This window comes from Brachybacterium epidermidis (assembly GCF_015209585.1).
Lineage (GTDB): Bacteria > Actinomycetota > Actinomycetes > Actinomycetales > Dermabacteraceae > Brachybacterium > Brachybacterium epidermidis.
Window position 1 is genome coordinate 171,158 of record NZ_JADEYR010000002.1, and the last position, 21,266, is coordinate 192,423.

Below are 21,266 nucleotides of genomic sequence, written 5' to 3' on the forward strand. Positions count from 1 at the left end.
GCCTTGCTCAGGCCCCCAGCTGCATCGTGGTGATGCAGGTGGGGGCCTCGGCGTCGGTGCGCAGCGTCGTCGTGGCCTCGCCTGCCGCTCCGGCGAGGGTGAGCGTGAGCTCCGTTTCCCGGGGCAGCCACAGGCCCAGGAAGCCGTTCGGTGCGGTGGTGCGTTCCTCGTCGATCAGCACCGTCCCGGAGGCGTCCTCGCCCCGCACCGCGAGCTCCTCCTCCGCCAGCTCGCCGAGGCACGTGGTGAGGCTGTGGAGGAAGCACTCATGGGTGCTGGACACGAACGGCGCGACCGAGACGTAGAGCTCCTCCGCGGGCAGCTCGAGGGTCGCCTACCGCCCTGCGGTGTCGGAGAGAGTGAGCACGTCGGTGCCAACGGAGGCGAGCAGTTCCGAGGGCCGCTCGTCGAGCGGCAGCGCTTCGAGCGCGTCGATCACCTCGCGGGCCGTGCCGGCGGGCAGGTCGTGGGCGGAGAGCAGTTCCTCCGCGGCCGACGGGCCGGCGGAGCAGCCGGCGAGCGCCAGCGGGGTCGCGGCGAGGGCGGCGAGCAGGGTCCGACGCGGCAGGGCGAGAGTCATCGGAGGATCCTTCGGGACGACGGCGAGGACGCCCCGACCATACCCGGGCAGGGTATGCGCGAGCTGGGACCGCGGTCCCGCGGCCCCACCCGTCGACGCGAGTCCGCGCCTCGGCCAGCCAGGCCACGCCGATTGCTCGGCCGTCCGGGCACCGCCGATGCGGTGAGGTGAGGGCGTGGAGCACCAAGGGGTGGGCTGCGAGGGTCGCGAGCTCCGACGCCTCGGGCGGCCGCGGCGGCAGCTCGGAGACGGACATGGGCCGGGCCGTCCTTGTTCCCGGCCAGGCCACGGCGCATAGTGGGAGCCATGAGCGAGACGACGGCGACCCAGCAGCCCGCGATCCACCCGATCCCCGAGGGCCTGGCCGAACGCGCCGCCCTCCTCGGAGGCCCGGGCGGCATCCTCGCCCAGGAGCAGATCGACGAGTTCGTTGCCCAGCAGCTGGCCGGCCAGGACCTCGACGGCAAGAGCGTGTGCCTGATCATCCCCGACGGCACCCGCGCCGTGCCCCTGCCGCGGGTGTTGAAGCCGATCCACGCTGCGCTCGCCGGCCGCGCCGCCTCCGTCACGGTGCTGATCGCCCTGGGCACCCACGCCGCCATGGCACCAGAGGCCATCGCCCGCCTGGTCGGCGCCCCTGATGCCGACGGCATCGCGGCCGCCTACCCCGGTTGGAAGATCGTCAACCACGCCTGGGACGACCCCGAGCAGATCGCGGACCTGGGCGAGATCCCCGCTGAGCGGATCAGCGAGCTCACCGCCGGACTGCTGGCCGACACCCCCATGCGGGTGCAGATCAACCGGCTGTGCGTCGAGTCCGACGTGGACCTGATCGTGGGCCCCGTGTTCCCGCATGAGGTGGTGGGATTCTCCGGCGGCAACAAGTACTTCTTTCCCGGCTGCTCCGTGCACGACGTGATCGACGTGTCCCACTGGGTGGGGGCCCTGATCACCGCCAGCCGCATCATCGGCACCCTGGGCATCACCCCCGTGCGCCAGCTGATCGACGCCGCCAGCGACCTGGTGGAGACCGACAAGCTCTGCTTCACCATGGACGTGATCTCCGGCGGCAAGGACCTCAACGCCCTCGCCTTCGGCGACCCCCAGGCGGCGTGGGCCGCGATCGCGAGGATCTCCGCGCTCACCCACATCACCTACGTGGAGAAGCCGTTCAAGCGCATCGTGGCGCTGGTGCCGGAGATGTACGAGGACATCTGGACCGGCGCCAAGGGCTTCTACAAGTCCGAGCCGGTGTGCGCCGACGGCGGCGAGGTGATCATCTATGCCCCCCACATCACCGAGGTGGCCGCGATGCACCCCGGGCTGCGCGACATCGGGTACCACAACATCGAGTACTTCACCAAGCAGTGGGACCGCTTCAAGGACCACCCCTGGGGCGAGCTCGCGCACTCCACGCACGTCACGGGCCTGGGCACCTACGACCCGGAGACGGGGGTGGAGCAGCAGCGCGTGCGGCGCTCCTTCGCCACCTCCATCCCCCAGGAGGTGTGCGAGGCGTACAACGTCACCTACGTGGACCCCGCGAGCCTGGACATCGATGCCCTGCGCGAGGACCCCGACACCCTGGTGATCGACCACGCCGGCGAGGTGCTGTTCCGCCTTGCCTCGGAGCGCGAGGGGGTCTGAGCCGGGGGGTCTGAGCCGGAGGGAGCTGAGCTCGACCCGCGGGTCAGACGTCCCGCAGCGGGTTGTCCCGGTCCAGCTCGGCACCGGGACGGTCCGGGAACCCGCGCGGGGAGTCGTAGACGGCCTTGAGCGCCTGCAGCGCGGGCAGCGCCTCGGCTGGTGAGATCCAGAAGGGCTCACCGCTGCCGTGGCCGGCATAGAAGTCGCTGATCAAGGCCGTATGGGAGGCACCCCAGTAGGAGCGGGCCCCTGCCGGGGCCGCGCGCTCGACGACCACCCGCGGCTCCCCGTCGGCGGGCAGCACCGTGAGCTCCCGTGCGATCTGCAGGGTTCCGCGCTCGCAGACGATGTCGATCCGGACGGGCAGGTTCGTGGGCGCCCCATTGGTGGCCAGCAGGACGCTGTGCGTGCCGGACGGATGGGTGAGGGTGGCCGTCGCGGTGTCCTCCACCTCGATGGTGCCGCCCAGCACGTCGGTGGAGGCGCAGCCGGCGACGGCGGAGACCCCGCCCAGCAGCCATTGGAGCAGGTCCAGGGTGTGGATGGCCTGGTTGATCAGCAGTCCGCCGCCGCTGCCCGCCCAGGTGCCGCGCCAGGGCCTGGCCCGGTAGTAGTCGGGGGTGCGGTGCCAGGCGACCGTCGCGGCGGCCCCCGTCGGCGCCCCCAGCTCACCGGTGGTCAGCACCCGGTGGGCCTCCTGGACCGTGGTGTTGTACCGGTTCTGGAAGCAGACCCCGATGCGCGGCGCCCCGGGAGCGGCGGCGGCATCGACGATGCGCCCGGCGTCCTCCAGCGTGGAGGCCAGCGGCTTCTCCGTGAGCACCTCGACCCCGGCGGCCAGGGCTTCGATGGCGAGGTCGGCATGCTGGTCGTGAGGGGTGCACAGGTGGACGACGTCCGGCGAGAACCGCTCGAGGGTCTCGGTGAGGGTGGCGGTGCCGGGCACCCCGGCATCCTGGGCCGCCTGAGCGCGGCGTCCCGGGTCCGTGTCGCACACCGCCACCAGCTCCGCACCGGGCAGCTGGGCGATCGCGTCGATGTGGAGAGGGGAGATGTCGCCGCAGCCGATCACGGCAGTCCTGAGGGTCCGCATCTGTTCTCCTCGTCGAGCGGGACGGGACCCACCAGGATCCGGTGCGGGGACGCCGCCAGGCTACCGATTGCCGTGCCTTGTCGCCGGGCCCGCGGCAGCACATGGCCGCCCCGGGCCGGCGGTCATCCAGGTGGGTAGGCTGAACCGCGCCCGTCCCTGCGGGACCCGAGCGAGACCGAGCGAAGGAGTCCCATGACCGCGTCCATGACCCCCACACAGCTGGCCGGTGAGGACCTCGCCGCCGCCGACCGGGTGGCCACGATCGTCGAGGGCGCTGCACCCCTCGGCGTCGCCTACTCCGGGGGCGTGGACTCCGCGACCCTGCTGGCCCTGGCCGTGCGCGCACTCGGCGCCGAGAACGTGGTGGCACTGCTCGGCATCTCCCCGTCCCTGGCCGCCGCCGAGCGCCGCGGCGCCCACGAGACCGCCGCGGTGATCGGCGTGCGCGTCGTGGAGGTCGAGACCCACGAGGGGGAGAAGGCCGGCTACATCGCCAACGACGTGGACCGCTGCTACTTCTGCAAGGACGAGCTGTTCTCCCGCATCGACGACGCCCTGGTCAGCGAGCTGGGCCTGGCAGCGGTCGCCTATGGCGAGAACGCCGACGACGCCCTGCGCCCGGACCGGCCCGGTGCACGCGCCGCCACCGAGCACCGCGTGCTGCGCCCCCTGGCCGAGGCCGGCTTGGACAAGTCCCGGGTGAGATCCGTGGCCCGCGCCCTCGCTCTGCCGTGCGCCGACAAGCCGGCCGCGCCCTGCCTGGCCTCCCGGATCCCCCACGGGCAGCAGGTCACCCCTGAGAAGCTGCGCCAGGTGGAGACCGTCGAGGAGGCGCTGCGCGACCTCGGCTTCGCCGATTCCCGGGTGCGGCACCACGGCGACGTGGCCCGCATCGAGCTGCCTTCGGACGCTCTGGTCCGCTCCGTCGAGCCGGAGGTGCGCACCGCCATCCACCGCGCCGCCACCGGTGCCGGGTTCCGCTTCGCCGCCGTGGACCTGAAGGGCATGCAGTCCGGCGCGTTCACCCTCACCCTGCTGGACCAGCGAGGAGTCCCCCGTGCCTGAGCGCGCTGAGCACGCAGGGCAGGTCGGCGGGCGGGCCGACGGGCAGGCCGACGGGCGGATCGACGGGGTCGCCGAGCTGGACCTGGGCCGCGGTGCCCGCCGCGGGGCCCCGGAGGCCGTGCTGTGCGACGCCAAGAGCCTCGCTCACCTCACCGCGATCGCCGCAGAGTACGCCCGCATCGCCCGCGAGCAGCCCGAGCTCGCCACCGATCTCGGCCCCGTGCTGTTCACCCGCGCGGACGAGGAGCGGGCGCGGGCCGTGCTCGCAGCGCTGCCCGATGCCCACTGGGAGCCGGAGGCCCGGATGGTGGCGTGGCCCGCCGAGCCGCCCCCGCCCACCGGAGGACTGGTGATCGTGGCCTGCGCAGGCACCAGCGACCTGCCCGCGGCCCGGGAGGCCGAGCTCACCGCCCGTCACCTGGGGCGCCCCACCCGCCTGATCGCCGACATCGGCATCGCCGGCCTGCACCGCCTCCAGGCCCGCCTGCCCGAGCTGCGCGAGGCCGCCTGCGTGGTGGTCGCCGCCGGCATGGACGGGGCCCTGCCCACCGTGGTGGCCGGTCAGATCAGCGCGCCCGTGGTCGCTCTGCCCACCTCCGTCGGCTACGGCGTGGCAGGCGGTGGCGTGACCGCCGCCCTGACCATGCTGTCGGCCTGCGCGCCCGGCATCGGCGTGGTCAACATCGACAACGGCTACGGCGCCGGGCACCTCGCCGCCCAGATCGCCCGCTGGGCGCCAGCAGATGTGCCCAGCGACACCACCGACCGCTGACTTCGCGGGCGCCCGCGCTGGGTACGGTTCTGCGGTGACCCCCGCCCCCGCTCCCGCGCCCGCCGCGCACCGGCCCGCGGGTCGGTCCGCGGCCCTCACCTGGCTGCTGCTGGCCGCGGCCATCGTGGTGGAGATGGCCGCGACCCTCTCTCTCAAGGGTGCGATCGCCCAGCCGATGCTCTACGTGGTCGTGGTGGCCGGGTACGCGGGTGCCTTCGGACTGCTGGCGGTGGTGCTGCGGCGCGGCATGGGGCTGGCCGTCGCCTACGGGATCTGGGGAGCGATGGGCGTGGTGGGCACCGCGATGCTGTCGTCCTGGATCTTCGGCGAGCAGCTGAACGCCATGATGGCCGCCGGGATCGCCCTGGTGGTGGCCGGGGTGCTGGCCATCGAGGTCGGCGCCCAGCGGGCACGGCGGGCGACTGCGGTGCCGGCGGCAGGGGAGCAGGTGCGATGAGCTGGGTGTTCATGATCGGCGCGGTGCTGAGCGAGGTCAGCGCCACCCTCACCCTGAAGTCCGCCGCCACCGGCCGGGCCCGGCTGTACGCCGTGGTGCTGATCGGGTACGTGCTGGCCTTCGTCTTCCTCACCGGGGCGCTGCGCACCGGCGTGCCGCTCGGCGTCGCCTACGGGGTGTGGACGGCGGCCGGGGTGGCGCTGACCGCGATCTTCTCCCGCTTGATCCACCACGAGCCGATGACACCGCTGATGATCGCAGGTATCGGCATGATCGGCGCAGGGGTGCTGCTGATCGAGCTGGGCGCCGGGCACTGACCGACAGGAAGATTGCCGCCGGTTGCCACCTGGGGGGACTAACGTGGGCGGATGACCGAAGACCGCGTGACCATCTACGACGTCGCCGCGCACGCCGGGGTGGCACCCTCCACGGTGTCCCGTGCCTTCTCGCGTCCCGGCCGGGTCAGTGCCGCCACCCACGCGAAGGTGATGGCCGCGGCCAAGGAGCTCGGCTACCGCAGCGCACCCCCGCCCGCTCAGGAGCGCGGTCAGCGCCACGACCGCCTGGGGATCGAGGTCCCCGATCTCACCAATCCCTACTTCGCCGAGCTCATCTCCGGCATGCAGGAGGCAGTGAAGGAGCACGACCACATGCTGCTGCTGCTGGACAGCGTGGAGGACGAGGCCCGCGAGCGGCAGAGCCTGCTCAGCGCCGTGGACGTGGTGGACGGCATCGTGCTCGCGGGCACCCGGCTCTCCGACGCCACCCTCAACCACCTCACCAAGCGCATCCCGGTGGTGGTGATGAACCGGCGCGTGGCCGGCCTGGACTCCGTGACCCCCGACTACGAGCACGGCATGGCCCAGGCCATGGCCCACCTGGCCGAGAACGGCACCCGCCTGGTCACCTACGTGGCCGGCCCCGTGAACTCCTGGTCCGACGCGGAGCGGTGGCGCGCGGCGCGGTCCGCGGCGAAGGCGCACGGCATCCAGATCCGCCGGCATGGGCCCTACCCGCCCACCACCTCCGGCGGCGAGCAGGCCTTCGAGGACCTCCACGGCGTTCTTCCCCACGCTGTGATCTGCTACAACGACCTGATCGCGCTGGGGTTCCTGGTCGCCGCCCTGCGGGCAGGGGTGCGGGTGCCCGGTGAGCTGTCCGTCATCGGGCACGACGACATCCCCCTGGCCCGCTTCGTCGGCGGGGGCCTGACCACGCTCGCCACCCCCAAGCGCGCCCAGGGACGCGCAGCCGTCGACCGACTGATCCGACGGATCGAGAACCCCTCGGCGCACCGCACCCCGCTGGAGGGGTCGCAGCCGGTGCGCCTGGTCGTCCGGGGCTCCACCGGGCCGCGGCGGGTGCACTGAGCCAGGGCACGGTGGGTGCACTGAGCCGGGCCGTGGCGGGGGCACTGAGGCGGGCCGTGGCGGGTGCGGACCTGTGCGCGGCGAGCGGCAACCGATGACAACCCCGGGCGCGGGGCGGATGAGGCCCGGGATCATGGACCCATGAGCAACGACGCCTACACGCCGCACGAGGACCGCCTGCTTCCCGCGGACCCCGCGACCCGCGCGATCGCCCGGACCCTCTACCAGCGCATGCGGGATCAGCCCATCATCTCCCCGCACGGCCACGTGGACCCCCGGTTGCTGCTCGATGACGAGCCGTTCCGCGACCCCACCAGCCTGTTCATCACCCCCGACCACTACGTCACCCGTCTGCTGCACGCCCGCGGCGTGGATCTCGCCGAGCTCGGCGTCGGCCGCGGACCCCTTGAGGAGCAGGACGCCCGCGCCGCCTGGCGACTGCTGGCCGAGCACTGGCACGCGTACGCCGGTACGCCCTCGCGGCTGTGGATGGAGCACGAGTTCCACCAGGTGTTCGGCCTGGAGACAGTGCTGAGCCCCCGCACCGCCGATGCGATGTACGACGAGATCGCCGATAAGCTGGCCCGGCCGGAGTTCCGACCCCGCGCCCTGTTCGACCAGTTCCGGATCGAGGTGCTGGCCACCACCGATGATCCCGTCGACGACCTCTCCGCCCACCGGGCCCTCGCGGCCGACGAGGCCTTCACCGGCTCGGTCATCCCCACCTTCCGGCCCGACAAGTACCTCGAGCCCGCCCGGGCTGACTTCCGCGAGCTCACCGATGCCCTCGGCGAGGCCGCAGCGGAGGACACCCGCACCTACCCGGGCTACGACCGTGCAATGCGGGCGCGCCGCCAGTACTTCCGCGACCACGGCGCGGTCTCCTCGGACCACGCCCATGCCGACCCCGGCACCGCCCGGCTGGAGGAGGCCGAGGCGAGCAGGCTGTACACCGAGGCCCGCGAGGGGCGGATCGACGCCGACGCGGCCGCGGCACTGCGCCGCCACCTGCTGGCCGACCAGGCCCGCATGGCGGCCGACGACTCCCTGGTCATGACGCTGCACCCCGCCGTGCACCGCAACCACCACCAGGGGACGTTCGAGAAGTTCGGGGCCGACGTGGGCGCCGACATCCCCACCTCCGTGGAGTTCGTGACGTCCCTGGCTCCGGTGCTGAACGACGTGGGCCTGGACCCCGCCTTCCGCCTGGTGCTGTTCACGATCGACGAGACGGTGTTCTCCCGCGAGATCGCCCCACTGGCCGGCTTCTACCCCTCCGTGTACGCCGGTGCGCCGTGGTGGTTCATCGATGCGCCCGACGCGATCCTGCGCTACCGCCGCGCCGTCTCGGAGACCATCGGCTACAGCCGGACCAGTGGGTTCATCGACGACACCCGTGCGTTCTGCTCCATCCCCGCCCGCCACGACATGGCACGGCGGATCGATTCCCACCACCTCGCCGGCCTCGTGGCCGAGCACCGCATGCGCCTGGAGGATGCCGTCGACATCGCCGACGCCCTCCCGGCCACCCATCCCCGTGAGGTGTTCCGCCTGCCGCAGAGCAGCCCCGCCGCGAAGGAGAACTGATCATGACGGAACCTGCCAGCACTGCACCCACCGGCGCCGCCGCTCCCGAGGCGGCCGGCTCCGCGGGGGCTGCCGCTCCTGAGGCATTCGGACGCCTCGTCCACCTGGGCATCGGCAACTTCGCCCGCGCTCACACCCTGGTGGCCACTCAGCAGGCCGGAGGCTGGGAGGTGGCCGTCTTCACCGGCCGCAGCCCCGCCATGGCCGAGGCGCTGAACTCCCAGAGCGGGAAGTACGGCCTGGTGGTGCGCGGTCCCGAGCGGGACGAGGTCGAGATCATCGACGTGATCGACGAGGCGTTCGCCGCCTCCGACGTCGAGGCGCTGGACCGGCTGATCGCGGATCCCTTCACCGCGGTGGTCACCCTGACCATCACCGAGAAGGGCTACAGCGCCGGCAACGACCCCGCCACCTCCGCCACCGCACGACTGGCCGGGGCGCTGAGGGCCCGCCGCGAGGCCGGGATCACCGAGCCGATCGCCCTGGTCTCCTGCGACAACCTCTCCGGCAACGGCGCCGTGCTGAAGAAGGCCGTGCTGGACGCGGCCGATGAGGAGACCCGCGCCTGGTTCGACGACCACGTCGACGTCATCTCCACCATGGTGGACCGCATCACCCCCTCGGCCTCGGAGGAGGAGAAGGACCTGGTGCTGCGCGAGACGGGCCTGGCCGACCAGGTGCCCGTGGTGACCGAGCCCTTCACCGAATGGGTGGTGCAGGACGCCTTCCGAGGCCGACGCCCCGAGTGGGAGAAGGCCGGGGCGCAGCTCACCGACGACGTCGAGCTGCATGAGCTGCGCAAGCTCCGCCTGCTCAACGGCTCCCACTCCCTGATGGCCTACGCCGGGCAGCTCGCCGGCTGTGAGCGCGTGGACGAGGCGATCGCTCACCGCGAGGTGCGGGCCCTGGTGGAGACCCTGTGGTCCGAGGCCCGCTCCACCCTGCCCCTGCCCGAGGACGAGCTGGACGCCTACACCACCGCCCTCGAGGAGCGCTTCCGCAACCCCCGCCTGGCCGATGCGCTGATCCGGATCGCCGCCGACGGGTCCGAGAAGCTGCAGGTGCGGGCTCTGCCGGTGATCGCTGAGCGCGGCGGTCCCGACAAGGCTCCAGGTGCCGTCGCCGCCATCGCCGCCTGGACCCTATGGGTCACCGAGCGCAGCCGCGATGGCCACGAGGTCGCCGATCCGCGGGCCGAGGACATCGCTCAGGCCGCCGCGCTCGAGGACGACACCGCGCGGGTGACCGCCCTGGTGGCGCTGCTGGGCGTCGAGGGTGAGAGCGCCGACGCACTGGTCGCGAAGGTGGCGGCGGAGGAGAAGCGCCTTCCACGGGGCTGAAACCTACCCTCGGCCGCCGCACGGGTGGCCCGACCACGTGTCGCGAGCGGGACCCGCACCGAGGCCCCGGAGTGCTGCCGGAAGCAACGGTGCAGCCCGGGCCGGGTCGGGAAGTCAGGCCAGGTCGGCGAGCTTCTCGAAGCGGTCCAGGCGCTCCCGGTAGTAGTCGGCGTGCTCGGGGCGCGGCTCGATGCGGTTGCGCACCGGGGCCTCGGCCACCTCGACGCCCGGGGCGGCCTGCTCGAGCGCCAGCACGGCGGAGCCGCGCATCGTGGAGCGGGAGATCGCCACGTGGTCGATCGGTGCACCCAGGGCGTCTGACAGCAGGTGCAGCCAGGCCGGGATCGCCTCGGTCATGCCGCCGGAGAGCACGATCCGCTCCGGGGTCCCGCCCATCTCCGTGAGCTGATCGGCGATGCGGAGGTAGCTGAGGGCCACGCCCTCCATCGAGCCGCGCAGCAGGTCCTCCGCCGTGGTGGAGGCCGACACGTTCGCGTACAGGGCACGGGCACCATCGCGCCACTGGGTGCCGCGCTCGCCGGAGAAGAACGGCACCACCAGCGGGGTGGAGGACTCCGGTGCCGCGGCGAACAGCTCGTCCGTGTCCCAGGTGGAGATGTCGTCGGCCAGGGAGAACTGGTTGCGGGCCCAGTCCAGCACCCGGCCGCAGTCGCTCATGGCGGAGCCGACCAGGGTGCGATCCGCATCCACGCGGTAGGCCCACAGGCCCGTCGGCAGCGTGGGCGTCTCCCCGGTGATCAGCTGGCGGATCGCACCGGAGGTGGCGGTGGAGATGCCCCAGGTGGTGGGGCCCAGTGCGCCGATGCCGATGTTCGCCGCCAGGCCGTCCCCGATCACCGGCACCCACACGGCCTCCTTCAGCTGCGGGAACTCCTTCGCCAGCGGGGTGCCCGCCAGGGGCAGGGCATCGGAGGGATCCAGCGGGGTGCCCATCATCGCCGCGTCCACGCCCACCGCCTCGAGCAGCTCGGGCACGTACCGCCCGGTGCGGCGGTCGATCATCCCCGACCAGGCCGCAGAGGCGGTGCCCAGGGCCGGCGTCCCGAGCAGCTTGAGGGCCACGTACTCGCCGAGCGCCATGAACCGGTGCGCGCGGGAGAACAAATCGGGGTGCTCCTCTCGCAGCCACGCCAGGCGCGGTGCCGTGTACGAGGAGTGAAGGCGGGCGCCGGTGCGCTCGTGCAGCGCCACCGGGTCCAGGCTCTCGCGCAGCGCGGCCACCTGGGTGCGGCAGCGGGTGTCGGCGTAGGTGATGCACGGGGTCAGCGGCTCGCCGGCCTCGTCGACCACCACCAGGGAGGAGGCGAAGGCGTCGAAGCCGATCGCCATCACGGGGCCGGGCAGCGGATCCGACAGGACCTTCCCCAGAGCCGTGCGCAGGCCCTCGACGATCACGTCTGCATCGATGGTGGAAGTGCCGTCATCGCCGACGGTGAAGCCGTGGGGCTGCTTGTGGGTGCGCTTGCCGACCTCCCGGCCGGTGGCGTCGTACACCCCGGCTCGGGCGCCGCCCGAACCGACGTCCAGGCCGATCACGAGGGGGGCCAGTGCATCCTCATCGGGAATGGCGAAACGGGGCATGGCGTGGGTCTCCTGCGACTGGGGTCTGTTCCGGCGCTCCTCGGGCAGCGATGCCGGGAGCGGGGTCCGTCCCGTTCAGGATAGGGGCAGGGGCTGTGGCGGTCCCGGACACGCCGCCTGTTGCCAGCCCCGACCGCGCCCCCGTTCAGTCCCCGATCACCGACTGCCCCACGAACTCGCCCTCCGCGCAGCCCGGCGGGATCGCGAACACCGCCGAACCGATCGGCGTGGTCCACATGTTCAGCAGGTCCAGGTCCGACAGCCGCTGCTGGATGGGGATGAACTGGCCCTCCAGGTCCGCCTGGAACGAGGTGAAGATCTGCCCCGACTCCGAGAGCGCCCCGCTGCCGGGAGCGGGCGGGTCCTCGTAGTTGTAGGGGCGGCGGAAGATCTCGTCGTGCACGCCCTCGTCCACCCCGCGGGCCCGCCGCATGTGCGCGAACTCCGGGATCAGTGGGAAGCCGTGCTCGCTGCGCGCCTCGAAGTCGGCGTGGTCGCCCTCCTCCTGGCCGCTGAGCGGTGCACCGTTGGACAGCTTCGTGCCGGTGGACTGCTCACGCGCGGCCGGATCGGCCTCGTCCCAACCGTCCAGGTCCATGCGGATCCGGCGGATCACCATCGAGGTGCCGCCGGCGAAGGGACCCTCGTCGATCCACACCACGGTGTCGAAGTGGCTGCTGTCCAGCTGCGGGTTCGCCGAGCCGTCCACCTGACCGAACAGGTTGCGCTGGGTGACGCCCGGGCGCTCGGTGCCGTGGGCCCGACGGAAGCCCTGTTGCACCCAGCGCACCGTGGTGAAGGCACGGGAGTCCTTCAGCAGCATCCGTGCCGCGTGGGAGACCGTGAGCGGATCGTCCGCGGCGACCTGCAGCAGCAGGTCACCGCCGCAGAGCTCCTCCTGCAGCTCGTCGATCTCGAAGGCCGGCAGCGGACCCAGCCACGCGGGCACCTCCACCTGTGCCCGCTCCAGCAGGCCGCGCCCGAACCCGAAGGTCACCGTGAGGCGGGCCGGGGCGGTGGCCAGCTCCGGCTCGGTGTCGGCCAGGGCCGGCCGTCCCTGGGTGAGGCGCGCGGCATCGTCGGTGAGCAGTCGCAGCATGCGGATGATGCCTGCGCGGTCCACCTCCTCGCGCAGGTCCAGGGCCAGGTACGACGACGAGGCCTGAGCGGGAGTGCCCACGCCGGCCTGGTGCTCACCATGGAAGGGGAGGGTGGCCTCACCGTGCAGGGGCGCCTCGGCCTGATCGGCGGGCCCGGATGTCGGCCCTGATCCGCGCAGCGCGCGCTCCCGGCCGACGGCCGCCGCGCCGACGCCCAGGGCGCCCGCACCGGCGGTGCCGGCCAGCAGCAGGCCGCGGCGTCCTGGGCGGCTCGGGGCGCGGGGGTCGAGCTCCCCAGGGGAGCCTGCCTCGTGGGTGTGCGGCTGACGCGCGCGCGGCTCGGGGGTCACTCGTCCCCCTCCGCGCCGTGCTCACCGCCGCCGTCGCTGGGCTCCTCCATGCCTCCGTAGTTCTCCTGGGCTCCGGCGAAGTCCTTGACGGTGGCGGTCATGGGGTGCTCGGTGCCGCCCTCGAACTGCAGCACCAGCTCCACCTCGTCACCGGGCAGCAGCGGCGCGGTCAGACCCATCAGCATGATGTGATCCCCGCCCGGCTCCAGCGGCAGCTCGCCGCCGGCGGGGATGGGGAAGCCGCCCTCCGCGGAGGGGCCAGCGGGCCGCCGGATACCACCGAGGTCGTCGTCGATCCCCGTGGGCGCCGGTGTCACGACCGGCGACGCCAGAGCAGTTCGAACCAGAGGGAGGCGCCGTCCTCCAGGGTGTGGATGTCGAACGCACTCTCGTCGCTCTCCCGCAGTGTCTGCCCGACGGAGCGGAGGCGAGAGGAGGCGAGCAGGTCGTACTCGTCCTCGACGCGGAGCACCTGGTAGGGCGAGTCCTCTCCGCCGGTGCCGTCACCGCGGATGCTGTCGAGCGACAGGGCGGCCAGCTTGCGCTCCCTCTCGGAGTCTTTGTGGGCACCGACGGTGCTGTAGGCACGGGCGAGGTGGAGGTGGGCCTGCGGGCTGAGGAACAGCGCGGGCATGTGCTCCCAGATCGTGTCGATCACAGCACGGGCCGCCGTCGCCTCATCGGTGCTCGTGTCCGTGCCTGATCCGTCGGCGAGCAGACCGGCGATCGAGACCAGCGGGTCGTACCGGGGGGCGTCCATGATGGCCGCCCGCAGTCGATCGCGATGCTCCGGGGTCGGGTCGCGGAGGAAGTCCTCCATGATGTTGGGAAAAGTCACGGTGCCTCTTTCGTCGTGTTCCGGCGGTGTCGTCCGGATCGTTCCGGCGGCCCTGGACGTCGGGGTGCGGGCGGGGTCACGGGGTCTCCAAGGTGGTCCAGGTCGTGCCGTCCCAGGCGATCACACCCTGGGACGCGGAGGCGCCGTACAGGACACTGCCGTCGGGCGACCACGCCAGGGGGCCGGTCGCTCCAGTGGCCCGGGGGAGGTTCTCGTGCTGTCCGGTGGAGCGGTCCCAGACCATGACCTGGATGTCGGTGGTGCTGCCGACGGCGACACGGCTGCCGTCGGCGGTCACGGCGATCGTGTCGGCGGCGAGCCCTGGTGGCCGAGGAGCCTCCTGGAGGTCGCCGCTCGGGGACAGGGCGTACAGGCGCGCCTCCTCGGGACTGTCGGCCGTGCTCTCGGCGGGGATCCCGGTCCCTATCAGGACTGTGCCGTCGGGGGTGTGGGCGACAGCGCGGGGAGCGAACTCCGGTCCCTCCACCTGGGAGATGCGCTCGGCGGTCCCGAGGTTCCACAGCTGGACGGGGGCGGCCGTGCCGCAGACCGCCAGGGTGGTGTCGTCCGGGCTGATGCTCAGGGACAGCGGGAGCAGCGAGCGCACATCGAGGACCGGGGCCGGCGCGCACCCGCTGCCGATCCCCGTCCACAGCCTTACGGTGCCGTCCGGCCCCACGGAGGCCAGCGTGCTGCCGTCAGTGCTGAAGGAGAGGGCGTGGATCGAGGAGCGGCCAAGTCCCTCGAGCCGGGGGCCGTGACCGTCCAGGGTCCACAACACCTCACCATCCGGGCTGGTCAGCTCGATGTGCTGAGGGCCGCCCACAGCGAGCAGTGAACCGTCCGGACTCCACGCGATCGCCCCGGAGAGGTCGTTGTCGAAGCGCCGTGTCACCAAGCCATCGGAGGCGTTCCACAACACCGTTCCGGCGGTCTCGGAGGCACCGGTCGCCTTGCGTCCCCGACCGGCGTTGGCGGCGATCATGGCCCCGTCCGGGGACACGGCCAGGCCGACGGGGGCGAGCACGGACTGATCGACCGCCACCTCGGACGTGCCCGATACCCCTTCGGCCGGGGCGGGGGGCTCCACCGTGCGGCCCTGGTGGCAGGTGCTGGCCCGCAGCTCGGACCCACCGACGGGCGGCGTGTCGTCATCGGGACCGCAGGCCGCGAGCATCGCACCGGCCGGCAGACCGCCGGCGAGCAGGAGGAGCAGCCGACGGCCTCGGCGGAACGGGGCGCGCGCCCCGCGGAGCGAACGGAGCCGATGCTGCGGTGCGGTGCTTGGCCGCGATGATCGGCGGCCGGTCACGTGCGCTTCTCACTGACTGGCACCCCGGCGTCCTGCTGGTACCGCTGGAGCTCTTCGAAGGTGAGGTCACCGGCGAAGCCGTCCTCCCTCTCGCGGGCATCCACCTCGACGGGCTGGGCCTGGTACGCCTCGAAGTCCTCGTCGGGCGAGATGTAGTTGTCCCCGTCGAAGTTCTCGCGCCACACCCCGCCCGTGCCGGCGTGCTCGCCGATCGTTCCCACGGGCAGGTCCAGCATCATGGAGATGCGGTCCTCCCCGTGCTCCACGCTCACCGGGAGGTCGAGGATCCTGCGGTCGATGTCCGCGCTCATGAGCTGTCAGCCCTCCTCGGTGGGGTCAGGGACGGACGGCTCCGTGGACGCCGGCCGGGGTGCGGGCGAGGTCGTGGATGCCGAGGGGGAGGCGAACCGGGCCGGCGGCAGCGGCGGGGCCACAGCGGCCGGCTTCTGCTCCAGCAGCGCCAGGGCCTCCTCGACGCCCCGTGCGATCTGCGGATCGGCATCAGCCACCCAGGCACTCGGCGGGTAGGGCACCTCGATGTCCGGCTCCACGCCGTAGTTCTCGATGGACCAGTCCACGCCCTCGAACCAGCTGGCATACTTGGGCTGGGTGATGCCGGTGCCGTCCACCAGGTCGTAGCGGCCATCGATGCCGATCACGCCGCCCCAGGTGCGGGTGCCGATCACCGGGCCGATCCCCATCGCCTGGGAGACCGCGTTCACGATGTCCCCGTCGGAGCCGGCCTCCTGGTTGGTCACCAGCACCACCGGGCCGCGCGGGGCGAACTCGGGGTAGGTGCCGGGGGCCTCGTGGCGCGGGTAGTCCCAGGACAGCACGCGGCGCGCCAGACGGTCGGTGACCAGCTGCGAGGTGTGGCCGCCGGCGTTGTACCGCACGTCCACCACGATGCCCTCCTTCGTGGAGGCCTCCCGCAGGTCACGGTGCACCTGCGCCCAGCCGGAGGAGACCATGTCCGGGATGTGCAGGTAGCCCAGTCGACCGCCCGAGAGCTCCTCCACCCGCTCCCGGCGGGAGGCCACCCAGGCCTGGTAGCGCAGCTGGGTGTCGTCCGGCAGCGGGGTGACCGCCACCCGACGGTGCCCGCCCTCGCGCTCCAGCACCAGCTCGGTGGGACGGTTCGCCGCCCCGATCAGCAGCGGCTCCACACCGTCCGGGCCCACCTCGCGACCGTCCACCTGCACGATCGCATCGCCCACCTGGGCGGCCACACCGGGGGCCAGCAGCGGGGAGCGGGCGTCCGGATCCGAGGAGTCGCCGGGCAGGATCCGGGTGATCACCCAGCGATCCCCGGCCCGCTCCAGATCCGCCCCCAGGTACCCGGGCAGCATCGGCGGATCCGCCGTGTACACCGCACCCTGCACGTAGGCGTGGGAGGTGCCCAGCTCGCCCACCACCTCCCACATCATGTCCTGGAAGTCGTCGTCGGTGACCACGCGCTCCAGCACCGGCTCGTACCAGGAGGTCATGGCGTGCCAGTCCTGACCGTCCATGTCGGCCCGCCAGAACTGCTGGGCCATGATCCGGTAGTTGTCCCACAGCATGCCGCGCCGCTCGGCCGCCGGGTCCACGGTGAGCCGCAGGCGGGCGGTGTCGATCGCGATGCGGGACGGGTCCTGGTCCTCCGCCTTGCGGGAGGCGGGCACCTGCACCCAGTCCTTGCCCTGCTTGATCACCAGGGACTCCCCGTCCCCGGAGGCCGCCACGTCGGTGACGCCCTCGGCCAGCACGGTCAGCTTGCGGTCGGCCAGGCTCCAGTGCTCGAGGCTGGGGGTGGGCGCCTCGCCCTCCACGCCGGCCCGGGCGGAGCCCAGGATGCCCAGCTGCGGGTGCCGCAGCCACACGAAGCCGCCCTTGACCGCGGTCAGGTGCGAGTACTTCCCGGACTCCACCGGGAACGGCACGATCCGCGACTCGACGGCATCGAGGTCCACGTGCGTGCGCGGCGGCCGCTGGGCATCGCCTGCCCCGGCGGGGCTGGTGGCCCCGGCGGGCTGATCGGCCGCCTCCGCCTGCGCGCCCTGGGAGGTGCTGTGGGCCCCGCCCTGAGGGTCGGCTCCGGATCCGTGGGCTGACGGGCTGGCGCCCCGGCCGTCCTTGCCCTCCCCCGTGGGCTCCTCCTCGGAGGCGGACCAGCCGTCCGGGTGGGGGCCGAAGGGATCGGCGGTGGTGCGCTCCAGAGGGATCAGGAACGGGCGCTCGGCGTTGACGAAGCCCAGGTCGAAGACCATGTCGTCGTAGATGGTCTCGAAGGTGCGCATCGACAGCAGGGCCAGGTGCTTGCCGTCGGCACTGAAGGCCGGGGCGGAGTCCTGGTACTTGCCGGAGGTGAGTGCCCGGCCGGTGGGGTCGGCGTCCTCGGTGTCCGAGATCATCAACCGGCCCAGCAGCCACGAGTTCGGCTCGGCCCACACCAGGTAGCGGCCGTCCGGAGAGAAGGCCAGGTCGCGGATCTCGCCGCCGTTCGAGCGGCCCACCTCCCGCACGCGGTCCAGTCGCGGAGGCTCGGGCGGGGCGGCCTCGTCCTGCTGCCAGGACTCGGGGCCGGCCTCGCCGGTGGTGCGGGCCGCGGCGCTGCGGCCGCGGTGAGAGCTCAGCGCGGGGTCCTCGATGCCGCGCAGCGTCACCAGGCGCACCCGGTTGTCGTGGGTGGAGATCGCCACCTTGGAGCCGTCCGGTGAGGGGACCGCGTGCAGGATCCGGCCCACATCGCCCACATCCAGCAGGGTGGGCTTCCCGCTGCCGTCCAGGCGGGCGATCGCCAGGACGTCCGAGCCGACGCCGCCATTCTCGCGGTCCGACTGTGCCTTCTCGTCGGTGACCAGCAGTGCGAAGGGGGAGCGGCCCAGGGGGCGCACCTCGCGGATGCGCAGCCCGGAGGCGCCGGCCAGCAGGCGGGAGGGCCCACCGCGGTGGGTGAGCACATGGGCGCTGCCGCGCCACTCCACGAGGCTCGCGCGGGCATCGTGCACCGGCCGCATGGCCAGCAGGTTCTCGGTGGCCGAGGCCGGACGGGCCAGACGGGAGGCGCCCACGCCGGTGGCCTGCACCTCGACCTCGCGCGGTTCAGCGTCCAAGGAGTCCATCGCGAACAGGCGGCCCCGGGAGCTGAACACGATGGTGGTGCCGTCGGTGGCGGGCTCGCGCAGGTACCCGGCCTCGGAGGTGAGCGAGGTGTGGACCTGCAGGTCCGTGCCGTCGGCCCGCACCGACCAGAGGTTCGCGGTGGCGCGATCCGTGAGTGCGGCGCCTGCGCCCGGGCTGTCCGAGGCGAACACCAGGCGGTCCCCGTACCAGGCGACCCGGGTCTTGGAGGCCAGCAGCTCGTCCAGCAGCGGCTCCCAGGGGCGGGCGGCGTGCTGATCCGGCGAGGCGTCCAGCGCGAGCGCCTCGTGGGAGATCCACAGCTTCGCGGCCGTGCCGCCCTGGTAGTGCTTCCAGGCCGACTGCTCGCGGCGCCACGGGGTGACGACCACGGTGGTGCCGTCCGGGTGGATCGCGGCCTCGGCCGAGCGCCCCAGGGGAAGCAGGACGGCAGTGCCCTCGAGGTCGATCGCCCACAGCTGCATGTCGCGGGCCAGGGGCGCTCCGTAGCTGGAGGCGGCCAGCACCCGCCCGTCGGACAGCCACCCGGCCACGCGGGTGGAGGGGCGGCCCCAGGTGGTGAGGCGACGGGGCGCGGTGGAGCCGTCGGAGGCGATCACCCATACCTCGGGGCCGCCGGAGGTGCGGGAGGTGTAGGCGACGTGCGCGCCGTCCGGGGAGAAGCGAGGGTAGGACACGGGCGCACCCTCGTCCGTGAGCCGCCAGGCACGGCCACCGGCGAGAGGGGCCAGCCACACATCGTTCGCGGCGGTGAAGGCGACTGTGTCGCCGTGGACATCGGGATGGCGGAGGTAAGCGGCATGCGCAGGCGTCATCGGCATGCCGGCAAGCCTATGCGTGCACGTGGCGTGCGTCATACCGGGCCGGGGCCGGTCGAGGTCGTGATAGTTGGCGAAATGACGGCGCCATTCCGCCAACTCCTCGTGTGTCGGCCGCGGGAGGGGCGTCGATCACCCGCAAGGCCACGGGGTGTGTGTGCTGCTTCCTCGTTCGCCTCTGCTCTGCCACGTCTTCCTCGTTCGCCTCTGCTCGGCCGCCTCGCGGCTCCCCCGAGCCGGCATCGATGGGGTGCCGTTGCAGTCAGCTCGTGAGGGTGATCTCCACCTGGTGCAATGCCAGGGCGAGATGGGCCCGGGTGAGCGGGGCATCGGGATCCACGGCGCGGAGAGCTTCGCCATCGAGCCCCGCGACATCTCGGGTCGCAGTGCTGTCTCCGGACCCGACGGTGTGCGAGCCGCCGAGCACGGCAAGGACCGCCTGGAGCGCCGGAGCTGCGTCGACCACCGCCCCGACCAACGCCGGTGCCAGCAGATCCGTGAGGATCACTGCTCCCTCGGCGCACGTGGCGGCGGCATCGGGATGCACGCGCAGTTCCGCATCACCCCAGATCACGCCCCGCCCGTGCAGCCACAGCACGGCGGCGGCGTGCTCGGGGTCCGACGGCACGTCTGTGAGCAGGGTCGGTATGGCGTCCACGTCGATCACCGGTGCACCGGCCAGGCGATGCAGCGCAGCGGCGAGCTCCCCGCGGGTGACCTCGGAATCCGGTGCGTAGGTGCCGTCCTCCAGGCCGGGCTGCACTCCCGTTCCGTGCGCCCACGCGATGGCCTCGACAGCCGGGTGGTCGGCTGGGACGTCGGTGAAGGACGCGAGCGCGGGCCGCACCTGGCCGGGGGAGGTGATGCCGCCGGCCCGTGCAGCGGCAGGGTCATCGGTGGCCGAGCTCCTGGTCACAAGGGCGAGGCCCGCAATGGGCACTGCCACGGCGGCCGCAGCCGAACCGAACAGCAGCACAGAGCGACGGGCGGGCCTGGTGCCGGTGGTGGCCGTACCGGCCGGGGCGGGAGGTGCCGTCGCAGCAGCCACCGAGTGCACCGGGGCGCCCGGCAGGGACGATGCTGCCGACTGAGGTGGTGCGGCCGGGGCAGGACCGGACCCACACCCGGGCGGCCCGGCCGGAGGCGCGGCGGGCGGGACGTCGTGGCGGGGCCGGACGTCGTGGCGGGGCGGAAAGGTGAGGCGGGGCGGCGGGACGGTGGGGCACAGGATGGTTCACAGCCATACCAGCTCCCTCATCCTGCGCACGATCGCCCAGCTCACCAGCAGGTTCCCCCAGCCGTTGAGGTGGATGTGGTCCGTGGCGACCAGCAGTGGCGGCGTCACCCCGCGTTCGATCGCCTCGTGCGTGGAGGCCTGCTCCAGCAGCCGCAGGTGCGCGACCGGAGGCGCTGTCAGTCCCTCCTCGCTCAAAAGAAGGGACTGCAGATCCACGAAGTGCGCACCGTACCTCTGCTTCTGCGCGGAGTTGACCGCGGTGAGGGCTTCGCCGGTGGGGGAGCCGGCCGCATCGTGCTCGGTGGGCCAGTGCCCCAGCACCAGGGTGTCGTTGGCAGGATCCGCGGCGGCATCCCACATGCGCTGGGTGTGCTCCAGCACCGTATCCACCTGCAGGATGTTGTTCTTGCCCAGCCACAGCACCTGCCGGGAGCCGTCGGCCACCTCCGCGAGGGAGGAGCGGAAGGTGCCGCTGCGCAACGAGGCGGCCGCGTCATCGGTCACGAACTGCCAGCTGCCGGAGGTGGCATCGAGCGTGCCCGCGACGCCGTCCACCTCTCCTGGGCAGCGCAGCGGACCGAAGGCCGGAAGGTCCGTGTCCAGGTGGACGGGGACCGCGCCCGAGTTGTCGGTCCCCTGATCAGGGCTGATACGAGGACGGGCCAGGCCGCGCATCAGCAGGGCGTGCCCGGACTGCGTGGCACCGACCCCGAAGGCGTGCACGGGAGTGGGGGCGGCGGCCAGTGCCAGGTGCTCGTGGATCCGGATCGGCCGGGGAGTGCCCTCGGCGCCGCCCTCGGAGCTCATCGAGGAGGAGCCCCACAGGGTGATCGGGTGCGCGTTCCGAGCCGGGTTCAGCAGGTGGCGGGAGGCGTCCGTGCCGGGGGCCGAGTCGCTGCCGGTGCCGGGCTCGGCGGGGGCAACGGGGGACAGCGGCCCAGGCATCGCTGACCTCCCCTTCGGCTGACGGCGGGC

The 21,266-nt window shown here is 72.8% G+C and carries 20 protein-coding genes; 8 read left to right on the forward strand and 12 right to left on the reverse strand.

Annotation, left to right across the window (positions count from 1 at the left end; all coding sequences use genetic code 11):
• Nucleotides 1–7 precede the first annotated feature (7 nt).
• Both IOE58_RS14165 and IOE58_RS14170 read right to left on the reverse strand, forming a co-directional pair.
• Nucleotides 8–322 carry a CueP family metal-binding protein gene (locus IOE58_RS14165; protein WP_228018852.1) on the reverse strand — a complete coding sequence of 105 codons (315 nt, stop codon included), beginning with the start codon at nucleotides 320–322 and terminating at the stop codon, nucleotides 8–10.
• A gap of 12 nt (nucleotides 323–334) precedes the next feature.
• Nucleotides 335–580 carry a hypothetical protein gene (locus IOE58_RS14170; RefSeq protein WP_228018777.1) on the reverse strand — a complete coding sequence of 82 codons (246 nt, stop codon included), beginning with the start codon at nucleotides 578–580 and terminating at the stop codon, nucleotides 335–337.
• 306 nt (nucleotides 581–886) lie between these two features.
• Between IOE58_RS14170 and IOE58_RS03445 the strand changes: the two genes are divergently transcribed.
• Nucleotides 887–2,227, forward strand: coding sequence for a lactate racemase domain-containing protein (locus IOE58_RS03445; RefSeq protein ID WP_193865030.1), 1,341 nt, complete (start codon nucleotides 887–889; stop codon nucleotides 2,225–2,227).
• 43 nt (nucleotides 2,228–2,270) lie between these two features.
• On the opposite strand, the gene IOE58_RS03450 is transcribed toward IOE58_RS03445, so the two are convergent.
• Complete coding sequence (locus IOE58_RS03450) at nucleotides 2,271–3,320, reverse strand: Gfo/Idh/MocA family protein (RefSeq protein ID WP_193865031.1); 1,050 nt, start codon at nucleotides 3,318–3,320, stop codon at nucleotides 2,271–2,273.
• A 192-nt stretch (nucleotides 3,321–3,512) separates the two neighbouring features.
• On the opposite strand from IOE58_RS03450, the gene larE reads away from it, so the two are divergent.
• The 7 genes from larE to IOE58_RS03485 all read left to right on the forward strand — a co-directional run bounded on the left by larE (nucleotide 3,513) and on the right by IOE58_RS03485 (nucleotide 9,911).
• Nucleotides 3,513–4,385, forward strand: a complete 873-nt coding sequence (gene larE / locus IOE58_RS03455; RefSeq protein ID WP_193865032.1) for an ATP-dependent sacrificial sulfur transferase LarE — start codon at nucleotides 3,513–3,515, stop codon at nucleotides 4,383–4,385.
• Entirely contained in the window at nucleotides 4,378–5,157 is a 780-nt protein-coding gene (gene larB / locus IOE58_RS03460; RefSeq protein ID WP_193865033.1) for a nickel pincer cofactor biosynthesis protein LarB, read from the forward strand. The genes larE and larB overlap by 8 nt, the downstream gene beginning before the upstream one ends.
• Before the next feature lie 34 nt (nucleotides 5,158–5,191).
• On the forward strand, nucleotides 5,192–5,614 hold the full coding sequence (locus IOE58_RS03465) for a DMT family transporter (RefSeq protein WP_348981851.1): 423 nt from the start codon (nucleotides 5,192–5,194) through the stop codon (nucleotides 5,612–5,614).
• Nucleotides 5,611–5,931 (forward strand): DMT family transporter, encoded by a 321-nt coding sequence (locus tag IOE58_RS03470; RefSeq protein ID WP_193865035.1) that lies wholly within the window; start codon nucleotides 5,611–5,613, stop codon nucleotides 5,929–5,931. The genes IOE58_RS03465 and IOE58_RS03470 overlap by 4 nt, the downstream gene beginning before the upstream one ends.
• A 51-nt stretch (nucleotides 5,932–5,982) precedes the next feature.
• Nucleotides 5,983–6,984, forward strand: a complete 1,002-nt coding sequence (locus IOE58_RS03475) for a LacI family DNA-binding transcriptional regulator (protein WP_193865036.1) — start codon at nucleotides 5,983–5,985, stop codon at nucleotides 6,982–6,984.
• A gap of 141 nt (nucleotides 6,985–7,125) precedes the next feature.
• Nucleotides 7,126–8,571, forward strand: coding sequence for a glucuronate isomerase (gene uxaC / locus IOE58_RS03480; RefSeq protein WP_193865037.1), 1,446 nt, complete (start codon nucleotides 7,126–7,128; stop codon nucleotides 8,569–8,571).
• A 2-nt stretch (nucleotides 8,572–8,573) separates the two neighbouring features.
• Nucleotides 8,574–9,911: a mannitol dehydrogenase family protein gene (locus tag IOE58_RS03485; protein ID WP_193865038.1), complete on the forward strand. Its 1,338-nt coding sequence runs from the start codon at nucleotides 8,574–8,576 to the stop codon at nucleotides 9,909–9,911.
• A gap of 114 nt (nucleotides 9,912–10,025) precedes the next feature.
• On the opposite strand, the gene IOE58_RS03490 is transcribed toward IOE58_RS03485, so the two are convergent.
• From IOE58_RS03490 to IOE58_RS03530, 9 genes are all read right to left on the reverse strand, one after another.
• Nucleotides 10,026–11,513 carry a gluconokinase gene (locus tag IOE58_RS03490; RefSeq protein ID WP_193865039.1) on the reverse strand — a complete coding sequence of 496 codons (1,488 nt, stop codon included), beginning with the start codon at nucleotides 11,511–11,513 and terminating at the stop codon, nucleotides 10,026–10,028.
• A gap of 145 nt (nucleotides 11,514–11,658) precedes the next feature.
• The gene (locus IOE58_RS03495) at nucleotides 11,659–12,864 is read right to left on the reverse strand and encodes a Dyp-type peroxidase (protein ID WP_193865179.1); all 1,206 of its coding nucleotides are present in this window, start codon (nucleotides 12,862–12,864) and stop codon (nucleotides 11,659–11,661) included.
• A gap of 95 nt (nucleotides 12,865–12,959) precedes the next feature.
• The gene (locus IOE58_RS14615; protein ID WP_348981852.1) at nucleotides 12,960–13,280 is read right to left on the reverse strand and encodes a copper chaperone PCu(A)C; all 321 of its coding nucleotides are present in this window, start codon (nucleotides 13,278–13,280) and stop codon (nucleotides 12,960–12,962) included.
• The gene (locus IOE58_RS03505; protein WP_193865040.1) at nucleotides 13,277–13,801 is read right to left on the reverse strand and encodes a hypothetical protein; all 525 of its coding nucleotides are present in this window, start codon (nucleotides 13,799–13,801) and stop codon (nucleotides 13,277–13,279) included. The genes IOE58_RS14615 and IOE58_RS03505 overlap by 4 nt, the downstream gene beginning before the upstream one ends.
• Before the next feature lie 76 nt (nucleotides 13,802–13,877).
• Entirely contained in the window at nucleotides 13,878–14,828 is a 951-nt protein-coding gene (locus IOE58_RS03510) for a WD40 repeat domain-containing protein (RefSeq protein WP_348981853.1), read from the reverse strand.
• Nucleotides 14,829–15,109: 281 nt separating this feature from the next.
• Entirely contained in the window at nucleotides 15,110–15,424 is a 315-nt protein-coding gene (locus IOE58_RS03515) for a hypothetical protein (protein WP_193865042.1), read from the reverse strand.
• Between the two features lie 6 nt (nucleotides 15,425–15,430).
• Nucleotides 15,431–19,057 (reverse strand): S41 family peptidase, encoded by a 3,627-nt coding sequence (locus IOE58_RS03520; RefSeq protein WP_193865043.1) that lies wholly within the window; start codon nucleotides 19,055–19,057, stop codon nucleotides 15,431–15,433.
• 259 nt (nucleotides 19,058–19,316) lie between these two features.
• The gene (locus tag IOE58_RS03525) at nucleotides 19,317–20,102 is read right to left on the reverse strand and encodes an S-layer homology domain-containing protein (protein WP_193865044.1); all 786 of its coding nucleotides are present in this window, start codon (nucleotides 20,100–20,102) and stop codon (nucleotides 19,317–19,319) included.
• Between the two features lie 186 nt (nucleotides 20,103–20,288).
• On the reverse strand, nucleotides 20,289–21,236 hold the full coding sequence (locus IOE58_RS03530) for a hypothetical protein (RefSeq protein ID WP_193865045.1): 948 nt from the start codon (nucleotides 21,234–21,236) through the stop codon (nucleotides 20,289–20,291).
• Between the last annotated feature and the right edge of the window lie 30 nt (nucleotides 21,237–21,266).